This is a genomic window from Gilliamella sp. CG16, from assembly GCF_046635785.1.
GTDB lineage: Bacteria > Pseudomonadota > Gammaproteobacteria > Enterobacterales > Orbaceae > Gilliamella > Gilliamella apicola_I.
The window spans coordinates 24,344-39,205 of the sequence record NZ_JBIDFL010000010.1 but is presented as its reverse complement, the minus strand read 5'-3'; the positions used below and the strand labels follow the sequence as shown (position 1 = coordinate 39,205).

Sequence of the window (14,862 nt, the reverse complement as noted above, 5' to 3'; positions counted from 1 at the left end):
AGCTGTTTTATCATGCCATCGATTAACCATTATGCTATGATGCGTAACATCCTTCGTAACGGTTCTGCGGCCCCCCACAATAACTGATCCCCAACGGTAAATGCTGATAAATAGTCTTTACCCATATTTAGTTTACGCAAACGACCAACAGGAGTGGTTAATGTACCAGTAACGGCTGCTGGGGTTAACTCTCTCATTGATAATTCTCGATCATTGGGTATCACTTTTACCCAATCATTATGTGCAGCAAGTAATTTTTCAATTTCCGGCACGCTAATGTCTTTTTTCAGCTTGATGGTAAATGCCTGACTATGACAGCGCAAAGCACCAATACGAATACATAGTCCATCTACAGGAATAATTTGATTGGTACCTAATATTTTGTTGGTTTCAGCTTGCCCTTTCCACTCTTCTTTACTTTGTCCATTATCCAATGCTTTATCGATCCAAGGAATTAAACTCCCAGCAAGTGGTACACCAAAATTATCGGTTGGCAAACTTCCATCACGCATTTTTTGGGTTACTTTACGTTCAATCTCTAAAATTGAAGAGTGAGGATCTTGTAGTTCTTTGGCAACTTCGGCATTTAACATCCCCATTTGCGTTAAAAGTTCACGCATATGGCGAGCACCACCACCAGAAGCCGCTTGATAAGTTGATACCGACACCCAATCAATCAAATTTTCAGCAAATAAGCCACCCAGTGACATTAACATTAAACTGACTGTGCAATTCCCGCCGACAAACGTTTTAATACCTTTGTCCAATGCAGTTTGAATATTCGCTTTATTGACAGGATCTAATACGATAATGGCGTCATCTTCCATACGCAATGTAGATGCGGCATCAATCCAATATCCTTGCCACCCCGAAGCACGTAATTTTGCATAAATTTCGGAAGTATAATCTCCACCTTGACAAGTCACGATAATATCTAACGCCTTTAATGCTTCAATATTATCAGCATTTTGCAATGTTCCTGTTTTACCGCCAAAACTAGGTGCAGCTTGCCCTGCTTGTGAAGTCGAAAAGAAAATAGGATTAATATAATCAAAATCGTGTTCTTCAACCATACGTTGCATCAGAACCGACCCCACCATTCCACGCCATCCAACAAAACCAACATTTTTCATATTTTATTTCCAAAAGTAGATGTTATACCAAGAGACTTTTTTACTATTAAAGCAAAATATCATCATAAAACAAGCAAGATAAGAATTATTTTTGTAGGTTTTAAAATAATAACACAGTGTTATATTAAACTCGTTTTGAGATGAATACATTTATATGAAGAATAAAGATATTTTAATTATAACCAACTTGAAAAGGTAGCAATGAGTTAAGGCAAATATATTTTTAGCATACTAAAATAGATTTGCCTCAATTATTATTTTTTAATCATATAATTAAAATTCCTCATCTTGAATATTATTGTTACTAATTGAAATTAAATTATATCGCTCAATACCTTGTACTGATGATTCGATGACTTCTGGCAATAAATCAATTAGATCATTTTTATCCGTTCTAAGCATAAATGTGGTTAATAGCATTGGAATATTAACGCCAGTGATAATTTCCATCATCGGGTAATTTGGGATCAGTTTAATTAGGGTATTAAAAGGCGTACCGCCTTTTAAATCAACTAAGCATAAAATGGCTGATCCCGATTTAGTTAACATTGCTAACTTTTGTTCAATTTGCTGTTGAAAATCATCTAGTGATTGTCCCATTAAAAAGGAAACAGCTTCACATTGAGTTTGCTTACCGCATATCATTTCAGCTGCTTCAATTAAACTGTTAGCCATTGTGCCGTGAGTACTTACTAATACTGCAATCATGCACGACTCCTTTTAGTAATCTAAGCAACGATAATAACGACGGATTGACATTGGATGACGATTGAGGTGTTCAACATAAGCATCAATTCGGTTATTAATAGCACGAAAAACAAATGGAGATAAGTGCCCCCGATATTTTTCCGAAATACCCGGCAATTCATAATCTTTAGTATCGATTATGGTGTAATTAGCGCAAATTTGTGGTAAAAATCTAGCTACTCTTTCACTAAGTGAGCGCTGACTATCTTCACCAACGTAAACAGTAACAGCCGTATCCCTGTCTATAATTTCTAATGTTCCATGAAAAAATTCAGCAGATTCGATTGATTTTGAACGTAACCAATGCTGTTCTTCCCAATAACACATAGCGTGTGAATAGGTTGCTCCCCATTGATTACCTGCTCCAACAAAGTAATGCATGGCATCATCGTGATGTTTTTGCGCAACTTCTTGCCCAAAGGCATCGGCTTTTTTGGCAACAGCAACAATATTTTTGGCAAAATGTTGATCCATTTGTTGATAAAATTCATCATAGTCTGGAAATTCACAGGCTAAATACATCAATCTGTCTGCGGTCATAAAGAATTTTAACTGTTCATTCATCGGATAAGAAATAACGTGATCTACCATTTTACCTAATGGTGAATCAGCATTATCTAAAAAGGCTAATACCGTTGAGCCGACTTCTTTTTGAATTTTATCGATAGCCTCAACGACTTCTTGTGTTGAGCCAGTCACTGAGGAGATGATTATTAAAGAATCTTTGGTTATTCGCTTATTGCCAGTTACCAAATATTCCGCAGCATGTTGCACAAAAGTTTCTAGTGCAGATTTTTCTTTCATATGAACGACGGCTTGCATTGATGAAGCATAAGTGCCACCAATGCCTAACCAACAGATATTACGATAACCTCGTTCATGAATCTGATCAATAAACTGATTAATAAACGGACGTAATTTTAATGCGCCATTCATACTGTTAAGCTCTTTTTGTTCGTCAAATTTTCTCATACGGTGACCCTCTTAATTTTGGATTTAGTAATTTCATCAAATTCTGGATATGTTGATTTTTCTAGATTATGACCCTTTAACTGGGATAGCTGGTAACTGAGTAGATGAATAGGAATAGTCATAAATAATGATGTTAATAATTCATCACAATGGATATCAAAGTTTAGATCGTGCTCAGTAATAGAATGCGAGTGCTGTGCATATAGGGTTATTACCTGTTTTACATAGCGATTCAAAAAGGTTTTTAATGCTACGGCTCTTGCTTCTAATAACCCTTTTGGTTCAATAAATATGATGTAATCATCAGGATGTAAGCCGAGATAAGGGCCATGCATGTACTCTTCCAATTCTTTTCCGAACGCCGTGTTACGAACCGTTTCGGTGAATTTAGTTTCTCCTTCACGAGCGACACCATAAGTTGCACCATAGCCAATAAAAATCACTCGTTTAGCGTGATTAAATTTTCTGAGATGATGATTTACCCATGATTGTGATTGTAGGATAACTTGTGGCAATGATGTCGTAACATCCTGTATTTGTTTAAGATAACTTTCAAATTGTTGCTTATCCAAACACCCTGTTTTTTGACCAATAATTAAGGCAATCAACATTAAATCAAGAATAATGACACTATAGCCAGCACTCACATAGGGCATTTCTTCAACTGGCATCCCCATTGATAAAACATGATTGCTGATGTTATATATCGGACTGTTAGAATTGCTAGTAAGGGTATAAATAGTAAGATTTTTTTTAATAAATTGTTCAACCAAATGAATGGTGGAATAGCTTTCCCCACCTTGTGATATGGCAAAATAGAGCGTATTAGCGTCATTATAGTGTAAGTAGTTTGCTGCCATGGAAGGATCTTCAATATAAACAGGGATTTTTAATATTTTACTCATCAATGGTCTGGCACCATAAGCGGCGTTGGCACTCGATCCTGTAGCAAAAATAACAATCGATTGAAGTGACTTTTCAGTATTTAAATCAATCTGATCAGCAAATAACGATTGATAATGATCTAATATTCTTTGATAAAATTCTGGCTCTAAGGCGACATAGTCTGCGATACTTTTCATTTTTATTTCCTAATTATCCCAATAATCCACTCCATGCCCCTAAAATCCCGATTGTGGCAATAAGTAGAAGTATCCAATGCGCTTTAATCCCTTTTTTGACTAACATGAAGATGAATAGCGTAAACATCAAAGGCAAAATTTGCGGTACAATTCCATTGAAGATATCTTGTAGTGAGGCTGAATCATCGCCAGACCCAATTTTTAACGGCATATTTAATGTCACCATAGTAGCAACCATGGCGCCAACCACACATAGCCCTAACACTGATGCTCCATAGGATAACTTATCCATTAAACCTGTCTTTTGAACCTTTTCAATAAAAGATGCGCCAATGTTATAGCCTATAAGTAAACCAAAATAACGGGCTAAAATGGCAGGTACGTTAAAGATAAGTAAAAAAAGAAGTGGACCTAGAATATTACCTTCCAGTGCTAAAGAGGTACCAATACCTGTTGCAATAACGCGTAATGTTCCCCAAAAGAACGAATCCCCCAGACCACTTAAAGGTCCCATTAGTGCAATTTTGACATCGTTGATGGCACTTTTATCAAAATCATTATCGGTGGCATTTTGTTCTTCCATGGCAATACAAATACCTAGTGGAAAGGTGATTAACCATGGTGTGACGTTATAAAATTCTAAATGTCGTTGATAGGCATCAGTGAGTTCGATTTTATTATGACTGTAAATCTTATCTAAAGCTGGTCGCATCGCATAGGAATAGCCTAAGTTCATTTGTCGTTCATAATTCCATGACCATTCAGCGGTAAATGAACGCCAAAACGTTCTGGATAACTCCTTATTGGTTATTAGTTTAGAACTCTTCATTTTCATAATCTATCTCCTGTGCAGCTACCGTATTGCCTGTATTGGTGCTGAGTTTTTGCCCGCTTTCTTCTGTTATCATCTTTTTGCCATTAAATGCCGAATACCCCGTCAAAATGAGCGCAAGACATCCCCCAAAGATAGCCACACCGGTGACGGGTACTTTCATATAAACGGCAAGTGCAAAACCAAAAATAAAGAATGTTACATTGCTCTTTTTAATCATGATTTTCATTAACATCGCAAATCCAAATGCCGGTAGTAAGCCAGTTGCAATACCTAATCCATCAATAATAAATTTAGGTATCATTTCCAATAGACCATTCACCGCAGAACTGCCAAATAGATAAGAAAGTCCTACGACTAAACCGATTGGCAGATTGATTGAAAAGAATCCACCTAATAAATTCATTCGATCCATACCTTTACCATTGCCTTCACTGGCGTATTTATCTGCTTTATGAACAAAATAAGGAAGAATAAAAAGAAAACATAAGTTTTTAACCAATAAAACTAATGACGCAATAGGAATACCTAACGCCAAAGCAATTTCGGTGCTTTTACCAGCCCCAATGGCGAAAGCGGTACCCAATATACTGCCTGATATAATTTCGGGTGGAATAGAAGCGCCAATAGAAAACGAACCGACAAATGCGAGTTCTAATGTAGCACCAATAACAATACCTTGTGTGATGTCGCCCATGACTAAACCAGCTAAAGTACAAGTAACAAGTGGTCTGGATAACATTGATGAACCTAATAAGTATTCACCATTGGCTAACATCGCAATCAAAGCTAGAACAACAGCTGTTAATTCGATACTCATATTTTTGTCCCTCTTAACTATTTTTCAAATTTTTGCTTTGATTCGCTTGGGACTTGTTGAATATAGATCTCAATGCCGTCTTGTTGTAATCCTGTTAATAAATCCGCCTCAGTATCAGTTAAATTAATTGTTTTAGAGTAATTTTTTGTCCCTTCTCGAGGTTTTGTACCACCTAAATTTAGGCTACAGACTTTTCCGTGCGTGGCTCGAATGAGTTTTTCAGCATCTGCAACGGATTCAACGACAATTAACATTTGATATTTATCTGTTACGCCTGAATTGATCGCCTCAATACTGTCATCAATTGACTTCATCACTAATTTTGCGTTTTCTGGTTTAGCTAAACGAATAGCAGATTTACGTAATTCGTCATTAGCCACGACATCATTAGCCACTAAAATAGTATTTGCACCAACATTTTCGAACCATGAAACAACTACCTGGCCATGTAATAAACGGTGATCTACACGTAATAATTTAATCATTGATATACCTCCTAGGTGAAATCGACCACATATTTAGTATTACTAGCAAACTTGTACTCAAGCGCAATCGGTTCGTTATTAATATCAAAATAGTGATTAGTTATTTTAAAAAATGGGGCGTTAATATTGATACGTAATTGTTTGGAAAGTTCAGCATTGGCTACCATCAATTGCAAATCTTGCTCTAATTTATCGACTTTTTTCTTTCCCGAATTAATGATTTCAAGTGCTGATAGTACCTTGATAATGGAAAGCTGAAAGTCTGGAAAATTAGTTAACGGTAGCAAAAAAATGGTTTTCGTTACGCTATTTGTTGCTATCTCCAAAAAACCAATAAAGTAGATAAGTTCCGTTGATTTTATTTTTAATAATTGGCTGTAATAACAACCTGCTTGCCTGAGATAGGCTTCTTTGATCTGCTTTTTATGATTTGAATAAGCTTGAGGTTTAATTATGCCTGTCATTTCTAAAATCGTTTGAGTTGAAAGTGTAGGAGCGACAAATAATCCAACCCCTTTCTTTCTGACCACCATATTTTTTTCAACTAAACGATCAATCGCTTTACGGACTGTGGTTCGACTGACTTCATAATCTTTTTGCAGCTGACCTTCTGGCGGTAACTCTGCACCCACACTATATTGTCCTGTACTTATCTGCTCCATTAATTGGAGTGCTAATTTTTCAAATAACTTCATTTATATTCTTCCTGATAATTAAAGATATTTTTTGCAGATAAGTGATATTTAAATCGATTACCAATTAAGTACTGGTCGGTGTGTTCAAACGGTTCAAAGTCATGATCATAACTGTAACTTGATACTTTATAGATAGGTGTGCCTTCAGTAATTGCTAAATATTTGGCTTTATCGTCGAGAGCGACTTCGTATGCGATCTCTTCTCGACCATGACTGGGTATAACATGAAAATGTGTTTTTAAATATTCATAAAGGGAAACATCATTCAAATCTTGTTTGGCTAAATCTTTAAATTTTTGGGAAGAAAGATAACTGATTTCATAAGATAACGGAGATTCATTCAATAAACGTTGTCTTACTATTCTGATTAATTGCTGATTTGATTTAAAAAAGGTCTTTAATTCGGCAGGCATTGGGATGATATCATTGGAGAGTACTTTAATTTTAATATGAACATCATCTTCTTTTTGGCACTCTTCAGTAAACGAAGACATTTTTAGCATATTCATTTCAAAGACAGTATGATTAGGGAAATGGTGATCTTCCTGAAAAACATTACCTTCCATCCTTAAATCATTTAATGCTCTTCTAACTGTCGTTCGACTTACCCTAAAATATTCGGCAAGCCCTCTTTCTGTCTTTATTTGACTGATAATTTTAGGATTTGCTTTAATTTGTTCTTCGACTTCTGTCTTGACTGCAATATCACGGTATTCCAAAGATCACGCTCCCTATTTGGGCTTTTTTATCCAATAGATATATCTTTAACAACCAATTACTGATTAAAAATTATCTAAAAAAATACATGCCGTCAATTTTAAGTACCAAAAGTGTTGTCATGATCACAATATTTTTTATTATCGACATAAAATCAAGATAATAACTCGTAATATGCATTAACGAATATGTTGAATCATTAAAATTGAAAAACTACGGATAATTAAGATGAGATAGGTGATACTTTAAATAATAAATAGAAATGATTGTGTTATAAAGTTCATGAATTTATTATATAAACATAAGTATGATGAAGAATTTTGTGCAGAAATGACTATTTTTTAACATTATAAAATATGCCGATAGGATAATCTGTTTTATCATTGCTTTAATAAGGGGAAAAGGATGATTAAAAAAATAATTTTCTTAATTCTATGTTTATTTAGTGCATTAGCCAAAAGTGATGAGTTTGTTTGGAAAATAAATTTTGATGGAAAGCTTAATATTCCTCATCTGAACTTAAACATTGATGGTAAAGATATTGAGGTTACCTTAGACACAGGTGGTAAAGAAGGATTATATTTACCATTAGATTTTATTAATAATATCGTTGATAAAATTGAACTTTCTGAAAACAAAAAAAGTATTGATTTATCAGGTAATATAAATATAACAAGATCTTTTATTGCGAATAATTTAGTCATCAATTCGCTAATATTTAAAAAAGTTAATGTTATTGAATATAAACCATGGGGTTTAGCCATATCAAGTAACAATGAAAAAGAAGAAAGTGATGATTTCCCTGCTATTGGATTAGGTTTATTTGATCAATATGTTTTAACCTTAAATTTTCCTAAAAGTGAAATTATTATTTCAGACGATATAAATTTAAGTTTAGATAACACATGGGTTGAATTACCTTTCCGTTTAATGGATGAAGGTTTAGTTATTGAAATGTCAGATGATTATAAAAATTACCAAATGATATTAGATACCGGAGCAAGCTTATCTATGATTAAAGCTCAATCCCTTTCACCTCAATCAATTAAAATTAAGGATGAAAATAGTGATTATCAATTTGTTGAACTTGGTGTGAGCTACGTTTCATCGGATAAAGTGGAAGCGATTATTCTCGATTCTCTTCCACCTGAATTCCAATCAGATGGGCTTTTAGGTATTGATGTACTACAAAGTCATTTAATTAAAATAGATTTCAAAAATAAAAAATTATGGATTAAACCGTTTAAAACAGAATCGAGTAATTAATCTATTATTGGACGAAAACCGCATATTAGTCCTTATTTTACTAAAACGCAGATAATAAAAAAACCCACTTAAATAAGTCGGTTTTTATATCTAAATTGGTCGGCGAGAGAGGATTCGAACCTCCGACCCACTGGTCCCAAACCAGTTGCGCTACCAAGCTGCGCTACTCGCCGTTAGATTTACTTATGCATGGCATAAATGGGGTGGCTAATGGGACTCGAACCCACGACAACTGGAATCACAATCCAGGGCTCTACCAACTGAGCTATAGCCACCGCTGAAGTAGGACGAAATATTACGCATAAAAAATAATATTGTCCAGTATATTTTTAAAAAAATTGACCAATTGGTTATATAAAAACCGCAACAGTGTTTAACTCACTAAAATATTTGAAAAATTTATGCTTTGTGAGACATAATATGAATAATTTGTGTGTCGGTAGCTTTCATGCTGTTACTGACAATTGCCCCTAAATTATTAATTGATGTTTCAACACTATCACACACAATCCCTTCCTTACCCGTTACCCGAATACGACTCAAAGCCATTAATACCGCTTTATAGGCAGAGGATACGGATGTCGAAACTTTCATAGCACAACTATTAGATGCACCATCACAAATAATACCAGATAAATCACCAATCATACTACAAATTGCCATATCTACCGGTTCATACTCACCTTTGCCTAGTAACCATGCCATTCCTGCCGCTGCCCCCATAGCAGCGGTTGAAGCGGCACAAAGCGCAGATAACGGCGGATATTTACTATGTATATAAATTGCAATGGTATGCGATAGAATAAGCGCTCTGGCTAATTGCTCTTGCGTGACTTTTAAATGTTCAGCCACCACAACAACTGGCATGGTCGCTGTAATACCTTGATTGCCTGAACCTGAATTGCTCATCGCAGGCAATGTTGCACCGCCCATTCGAGCATCAGATGCTGCAGTTGTACGAATAATTACTTTAGATAATAAATCATCTGCCATTAATCCATTTTTAGTATACTCACGTAAAGTGGTCGCAATACTTAAACCATAAGCCTGTTTTAATCCTTCTTCAGATAAAGCATCGTTTAATTTTGCTGCCTCTAAAATAAATTTTATATCGTCAAAATTAGCATAGCTGGCAAACTCATAGATTAATCTAACCGTCATTTGCTTTATGATAAGATCATCGTGAGATAACGCTTGATTAACTGAATCGGTTTGGTAAAGAAGATCACCATTTTTTTCAATTAATATCAAATGAGTATGCGTGTTTTCAATACAGACTTTGACATGATCTGTTTCAGTGTAAACATTAGCCTCTGCATAAATTGCTTTATGATTATCTGCAATTTGAACACGTACCTTACCATTAGTGAGCATTTCTTTTGCTTGTATAATTTGCGTTGAAGTGATGTTTTTTAACACTTCAAGCCCAGCATCTGCATCACCGCCTATTGCACCAATCGCAGCGGCAATAGGTAAGCCAACCATACCGGTACCAGGAACAGTGACACCCATTCCGTTTTTCATTAAATTTGGCGAAACATAAGCTTCAATTTTTTTTATGTTATTTTTGTCAAGATATTGACAAGCAACCGCTGAAGCAAATGCCAAAGAAATAGGTTCAGTGCAACCAAGTGCTGGTAAAACTTCATGTTTTATTAATTGAATTAATGCTTGCCATTGTGTTTGCTGTTTAGATTCTTCCATTCATCAATCTTAATGTTATTAGTTGAAAATTTAACAATTTATTTATCAATATTTTATTATATCTTAAGCTATATTTGAATGATGATATGACACAATCTCTATATAATAGTGCAATTTTATAGCAAATTAGATTAATCAAAATAAAGTGTTATTCAATTTCATTTAAATTTTGATTAAAGCTATAGCTAAACTAACATTTTTTAAACAATTAGGTAGTAAATTAAATAAACAGCAATCGTTCAAAATATGTAATATTTTAGTAAAATTACCTGACATTTTTTTTATTATTGCAATAATATAACTACCTATAATTATATAATAATGGCGATTATGATAAATATTTTATTAATTGATGATGATATTGAATTATCACAGATGCTAAGTGAGTATCTGACTAATGAAGGCTTTAATATCAAAAGTGTTTATTTAGGTAAAGATGGTATTGAAGAAGCCTTATCAGGCAAATATCGAGCTGCAATCTTGGATGTAATGTTACCCGATATTAATGGAATTGATGTTCTTAAAAGTATTCGTCAGCAATGTAATATGCCTGTTATTATGTTAACCGCTAAAGGCGATAATATTGATCGTGTTTTAGGGTTAGAATTGGGCGCAGATGATTATATTCCAAAACCTTGTTATCCACGCGAATTATTAGCAAGACTGCGTGCTGTTTTACGTCGTTTTGATGAACGTTCTGTTGAGTTGGTCGATGATAAAAAATACCATTTTAATGGCTTAGTATTAGATTTACCGCAACGTTTATGCACTTGGAATGGCCAAGTGATAGATTTGACATCAACCGAGTTTAATTTATTAGTATTATTGGTAAAACACAGTGAGCGCGTGGTCACTAAAGAAGAGTTATCTGAAATAGGTCTTGGTCGAGCTCGTGAACTTTATGATCGTAGCGTCGATGTGCATATCAGTAATATTCGCCAAAAACTTCATCAAGTTGCTCAAAATGTAGTAACTATTGAAACTATTCGAGCTGTTGGTTACCGAATCCGTTAATGTGATAATAGGCTTGAGATGAATCGTCGATTATTTTGGAAAATACTCATTATATTTTGGGTGATTTTCTATCTTACTTTTCAGTTAACCTGGATTGCATTTTCTTATTATATAGAAAATAAAAACCAACGATTTCTCAATCATATGCCGACAAAAGTCGATATGATCGCTCAATTATTACATGTAGCAGGTGAAAATGAAACGTTAAATTTTGTTGCTCATCTGCCTGAACGCGAGCGAGTTTTATTATCAATAAAATTGATTTCTCCTCAAAACGATCAAATCAATATCATTACGGATGAATTAGAACCGCCAAATTATATTTATCAACGTACAGCAGTTGCGCCTGATGGAACACTTTATGCGGTTTCATTTAGGGAAGATAAAGACAAAGACGATCAAGTCAAAAAAGCCCTGTTTAATATGCCAATGCCAATTGTGTTAATGGGAATTTGTGTGGGATTAGTCTTTAGTCTCTTTTTGGCTTGGAACTTAACCAGACCAATGAAACTATTAAGGCAAGGCTTTTTCAGAGTTTCTCAAGGTGATCTCTCGGTTAGATTATTCAATAAACTTAAACCACGCCATGATGAGCTTAGCGAATTAGGCAAAGATTTTGATATGATGGTTGAACAACTCAATATTTTAATCTCAGACCGCCAAGCTCTTTTGCATGATGTATCACATGAGCTTAGAACGCCACTTGCTCGCTTACAATTAGCCATCGGATTAGCTCAACAAAATAAGCAAAATATTGATACCGCATTAGCAAGAATAGAATTAGAATCTGAACGATTAGATCAACTTATTGGTGAAATATTAAATTATTCACGTGCTGAAATGAATAATCGCACAGATGAATATTTTGATCTAAAAGATTTATTGCGTGTGGTCATTAATGATGCAAATTATGAAGCGAATCACCAATCGATAAATGTTCACTTCATTTCATCAGCGATTATTCATTCTATTGTTAAAGGTAACTCGGAACAAATTCGCCGTGCAGTTGAAAATATTATTCGTAATGCAATTCGTTTTTCAAAGCCGGGACAAGAAGTTAATGTATCTTTAAAAGAAGTCGGTAAATACCTACAAATTGAAGTTAAAGATCGTGGTCCTGGTGTCGATCCAAATAAACTATCGAGTATTTTTGAACCGTTTGTTCGCATTCAATCGCCTCAATTAGGTAAGGGTTACGGTCTTGGTCTTGCAATAGCCAGAAAGACGTTCACCATGCATAATGGCACTATTCAAGCAACAAACCGTGATCATGGTGGACTTACGGTGACAATTCGCTTACCTTATTGGCGAAAGCATTAATCAACCATGCATATTCATTTACGGATTAATAGCAATCAGTATTAACCGTTAAGACAAATTCTTTCACTAATCTTTCTAAATCAATTTTATCGTGACCGATGAAATTCAAGACTTGTGTGATGGTGCTTGGTTCATTTTCTAATAGTGTTTTATATTGTGCTATATATTGGCTAGCGATAGGCTTATAGGACCAATGCCACTCTTCTGGCTGATAGCCTCCATTTCTTCCTTCGTTAAACGCTTGGCAAAAGCCATACTTAGGTAAATTGTCCTGAAGCCATTGATATAAAATTCTACCCTTTCTATCATTTTTGAAATAATCTGATGAAACACTGGTAATATCGATATCCGTTCCCCAATGATGACGAGATGTACCGGGCATTGATGAATATTTTAGTATTTCTTCAGCAATTTGTTCTGGATCATTAAACTGATTGGACAATTTATCCCATTTACGCTGCCAAATTGAGTTTTGATAGGTGTAATTACGTGTAGCACTTACGATAATAAACGGAATATCAGGATGTGCTTTTTTAAAAGCTTGATAAGCTTTTATAAGCTGCTGAGTGGGTTCCTTTTGAAGATACATGCCCTTTTTATTGACAGGTAACATGGTAGAATCTAATGCGACAAAATTATTGTCAATCTTTTCATCAAACTGTCCAATTAGTTTGTTAAAAGGTATAGGTTGTGCCATAGTAAACGTTGAATATAAAAATAGGGTTAATGTTAAACAGAAAATATGGATATATTTTGCTGAATTTGTTTTCATTATTAATATTCTATTAGCCATATAAAGGGAAAAACAGTATAATCCTTTCCTTAAATTTTTAAATAGCCATAATGTGTAAAAACGAGGCCATATGTTAACACCTGCTACACCAAATACGTCTGTTAATTGTGCAGATGCATCCAATCTTAATACAACTAATCCTAAAAGTGAAAAAATAAATTTACTTGATTTAACTCGTCAACAATTGAGAGAGTTTTTTATTTCATTGGGCGAAAAACCATTTAGAGCTGATCAAGTCATGAAATGGATCTATCATTTTGGGATAGATGATTTTGATCAGATGACCGATATCAACAAAAAGTTACGTGAACATCTAAAATTAATCGCTGAAATTAAAGCACCAGTAATTGCAATGGAACAGCGCTCATCCGATGGTACAATAAAATGGGCGTTAGATGTTGGTGATAACCAGATGATTGAATCTGTTTATATTCCAGAAAGAGATCGTGCAACCCTCTGTGTTTCATCACAAGTTGGCTGTGCTTTAGCGTGCAAATTCTGTTCAACCGCACAACAAGGCTTTAATCGTAACTTAACGGTATCTGAAATTATAGGTCAAGTATGGCGAGCATCGAAAGTCATTGGTGTAACCGGTAAATTAGCAGATAGACCTATTACTAATGTGGTCATGATGGGTATGGGAGAGCCTTTACTCAATTTATCGAATGTCGTACCAGCAATGGAAATCATGTTAGATGATTTTGGTTATGGCTTATCAAAAAGACGAGTAACCCTATCGACTTCTGGTGTTGTTCCTGCTTTAGATAAATTAGCAGGTATGATTGATGTCGCCTTAGCTATTTCATTGCATGCGCCAAATGATAATATACGTAGCGAAATTATGCCAATTAATCAAAAATATAATATGGCAATGTTACGCGACTCAATTTTACGTTATCTGTCGACATCAAACGCTAATCATGGAAAAGTAACGATTGAATATGTATTACTTAATCAAATCAATGATAGTGTTGAACATGCTCATGAACTTGCTAAATTCTTAAAAAACGTTCCAAGTAAAATCAATTTAATACCTTGGAACCCATTCCCTGGTGCTCCTTTTTCAAAATGCTCAAACACACGTATCGATCGTTTTATGAAAACGTTAATGGGATATGGATTTACAGTGATTGTTCGTAAAACACGTGGCGATGATATTGATGCGGCTTGCGGTCAGTTGGCCGGTGACGTCGTTGATCGTACTAAACGGACTTTATATAAAAAGCAAAATCTTATTAAACAAACAGCATAACGATCAAGGTAAATTAATAAAGGAATAGTT

15 protein-coding genes and 2 tRNA genes are annotated in these 14,862 nt (G+C 34.7%); 4 read left to right on the top strand and 13 right to left on the bottom strand.

Annotated features, from left to right (window positions below):
* Positions 1–29: 29 nt before the first annotated feature.
* From asd to ACGH47_RS09255, 9 genes are all read right to left on the bottom strand, one after another.
* Positions 30–1,133 carry an aspartate-semialdehyde dehydrogenase gene (gene asd / locus ACGH47_RS09295; RefSeq protein ID WP_411623284.1) on the bottom strand — a complete coding sequence of 368 codons (1,104 nt, stop codon included), beginning with the start codon at positions 1,131–1,133 and terminating at the stop codon, positions 30–32.
* Between the two features lie 273 nt (positions 1,134–1,406).
* Entirely contained in the window at positions 1,407–1,841 is a 435-nt protein-coding gene (locus tag ACGH47_RS09290) for a PTS sugar transporter subunit IIA (RefSeq protein ID WP_411623283.1), read from the bottom strand.
* Positions 1,842–1,853: 12 nt separating this feature from the next.
* Positions 1,854–2,852 carry an SIS domain-containing protein gene (locus ACGH47_RS09285; RefSeq protein ID WP_411623282.1) on the bottom strand — a complete coding sequence of 333 codons (999 nt, stop codon included), beginning with the start codon at positions 2,850–2,852 and terminating at the stop codon, positions 1,854–1,856.
* Positions 2,849–3,934, bottom strand: coding sequence for an SIS domain-containing protein (locus ACGH47_RS09280; protein WP_411623281.1), 1,086 nt, complete (start codon positions 3,932–3,934; stop codon positions 2,849–2,851). The genes ACGH47_RS09285 and ACGH47_RS09280 overlap by 4 nt, the downstream gene beginning before the upstream one ends.
* A gap of 13 nt (positions 3,935–3,947) precedes the next feature.
* Positions 3,948–4,769 (bottom strand): PTS system mannose/fructose/sorbose family transporter subunit IID, encoded by an 822-nt coding sequence (locus ACGH47_RS09275; RefSeq protein ID WP_267380018.1) that lies wholly within the window; start codon positions 4,767–4,769, stop codon positions 3,948–3,950.
* Positions 4,750–5,586, bottom strand: a complete 837-nt coding sequence (locus tag ACGH47_RS09270) for a PTS mannose/fructose/sorbose/N-acetylgalactosamine transporter subunit IIC (RefSeq protein ID WP_267350010.1) — start codon at positions 5,584–5,586, stop codon at positions 4,750–4,752. Before ACGH47_RS09270 ends, ACGH47_RS09275 begins: the two co-directional genes overlap by 20 nt.
* Before the next feature lie 17 nt (positions 5,587–5,603).
* Entirely contained in the window at positions 5,604–6,071 is a 468-nt protein-coding gene (locus ACGH47_RS09265) for a PTS sugar transporter subunit IIB (RefSeq protein WP_267380015.1), read from the bottom strand.
* An 11-nt stretch (positions 6,072–6,082) separates the two neighbouring features.
* Positions 6,083–6,766, bottom strand: a complete 684-nt coding sequence (locus ACGH47_RS09260; RefSeq protein ID WP_267350013.1) for a GntR family transcriptional regulator — start codon at positions 6,764–6,766, stop codon at positions 6,083–6,085.
* Positions 6,763–7,485, bottom strand: coding sequence for a GntR family transcriptional regulator (locus tag ACGH47_RS09255; RefSeq protein WP_267380012.1), 723 nt, complete (start codon positions 7,483–7,485; stop codon positions 6,763–6,765). The genes ACGH47_RS09260 and ACGH47_RS09255 overlap by 4 nt, the downstream gene beginning before the upstream one ends.
* Positions 7,486–7,888: 403 nt before the next feature.
* On the opposite strand from ACGH47_RS09255, the gene ACGH47_RS09250 reads away from it, so the two are divergent.
* Positions 7,889–8,749 carry a hypothetical protein gene (locus tag ACGH47_RS09250; protein ID WP_267380009.1) on the top strand — a complete coding sequence of 287 codons (861 nt, stop codon included), beginning with the start codon at positions 7,889–7,891 and terminating at the stop codon, positions 8,747–8,749.
* Between the two features lie 96 nt (positions 8,750–8,845).
* On the opposite strand, the gene ACGH47_RS09245 is transcribed toward ACGH47_RS09250, so the two are convergent.
* From ACGH47_RS09245 to ACGH47_RS09235, 3 genes are all read right to left on the bottom strand, one after another.
* A tRNA-Pro gene (locus ACGH47_RS09245) sits at positions 8,846–8,922 on the bottom strand.
* Between the two features lie 26 nt (positions 8,923–8,948).
* Positions 8,949–9,024 (bottom strand) — tRNA-His (locus tag ACGH47_RS09240).
* A gap of 124 nt (positions 9,025–9,148) precedes the next feature.
* Positions 9,149–10,453 (bottom strand): serine dehydratase subunit alpha family protein, encoded by a 1,305-nt coding sequence (locus ACGH47_RS09235; RefSeq protein ID WP_411623280.1) that lies wholly within the window; start codon positions 10,451–10,453, stop codon positions 9,149–9,151.
* Positions 10,454–10,786: 333 nt separating this feature from the next.
* Here ACGH47_RS09235 and ACGH47_RS09230 point away from each other — a divergent pair, with 333 nt between their 5' ends.
* On the top strand, positions 10,787–11,467 hold the full coding sequence (locus tag ACGH47_RS09230) for a response regulator transcription factor (RefSeq protein WP_065558131.1): 681 nt from the start codon (positions 10,787–10,789) through the stop codon (positions 11,465–11,467).
* Between the two features lie 18 nt (positions 11,468–11,485).
* Positions 11,486–12,787 (top strand): ATP-binding protein, encoded by a 1,302-nt coding sequence (locus ACGH47_RS09225; protein WP_267350021.1) that lies wholly within the window; start codon positions 11,486–11,488, stop codon positions 12,785–12,787.
* Between the two features lie 25 nt (positions 12,788–12,812).
* Here ACGH47_RS09225 and ACGH47_RS09220 read toward each other — a convergent pair whose 3' ends face one another.
* Entirely contained in the window at positions 12,813–13,559 is a 747-nt protein-coding gene (locus tag ACGH47_RS09220) for a M15 family metallopeptidase (protein ID WP_411623279.1), read from the bottom strand.
* A gap of 91 nt (positions 13,560–13,650) precedes the next feature.
* Between ACGH47_RS09220 and ACGH47_RS09215 the strand changes: the two genes are divergently transcribed.
* Positions 13,651–14,832: a bifunctional tRNA (adenosine(37)-C2)-methyltransferase TrmG/ribosomal RNA large subunit methyltransferase RlmN gene (locus ACGH47_RS09215; protein ID WP_267350024.1), complete on the top strand. Its 1,182-nt coding sequence runs from the start codon at positions 13,651–13,653 to the stop codon at positions 14,830–14,832.
* Positions 14,833–14,862: the final 30 nt, after the last annotated feature.

Excerpts from the sequence above, each read along its gene's own strand:
- ACGH47_RS09250 (WP_267380009.1), top strand. The coding sequence starts at position 7,889 with ATGATTAAAAAAATAATTTTCTTAATTCTATGTTTATTTAGTGCATTA.
- ACGH47_RS09265 (WP_267380015.1), bottom strand. The coding sequence starts at position 6,071 with ATGATTAAATTATTACGTGTAGATCACCGTTTATTACATGGCCAGGTA.
- ACGH47_RS09220 (WP_411623279.1), bottom strand. The coding sequence starts at position 13,559 with ATGAAAACAAATTCAGCAAAATATATCCATATTTTCTGTTTAACATTA.
- ACGH47_RS09290 (WP_411623283.1), bottom strand. The coding sequence starts at position 1,841 with ATGATTGCAGTATTAGTAAGTACTCACGGCACAATGGCTAACAGTTTA.
- ACGH47_RS09280 (WP_411623281.1), bottom strand. The coding sequence starts at position 3,934 with ATGAAAAGTATCGCAGACTATGTCGCCTTAGAGCCAGAATTTTATCAA.
- ACGH47_RS09285 (WP_411623282.1), bottom strand. The coding sequence starts at position 2,852 with ATGAGAAAATTTGACGAACAAAAAGAGCTTAACAGTATGAATGGCGCA.
- ACGH47_RS09215 (WP_267350024.1), top strand. The coding sequence starts at position 13,651 with ATGTTAACACCTGCTACACCAAATACGTCTGTTAATTGTGCAGATGCA.
- ACGH47_RS09260 (WP_267350013.1), bottom strand. The coding sequence starts at position 6,766 with ATGAAGTTATTTGAAAAATTAGCACTCCAATTAATGGAGCAGATAAGT.
- ACGH47_RS09275 (WP_267380018.1), bottom strand. The coding sequence starts at position 4,769 with ATGAAAATGAAGAGTTCTAAACTAATAACCAATAAGGAGTTATCCAGA.
- ACGH47_RS09270 (WP_267350010.1), bottom strand. The coding sequence starts at position 5,586 with ATGAGTATCGAATTAACAGCTGTTGTTCTAGCTTTGATTGCGATGTTA.
- ACGH47_RS09235 (WP_411623280.1), bottom strand. The coding sequence starts at position 10,453 with ATGGAAGAATCTAAACAGCAAACACAATGGCAAGCATTAATTCAATTA.
- asd (WP_411623284.1), bottom strand. The coding sequence starts at position 1,133 with ATGAAAAATGTTGGTTTTGTTGGATGGCGTGGAATGGTGGGGTCGGTT.
- ACGH47_RS09225 (WP_267350021.1), top strand. The coding sequence starts at position 11,486 with ATGAATCGTCGATTATTTTGGAAAATACTCATTATATTTTGGGTGATT.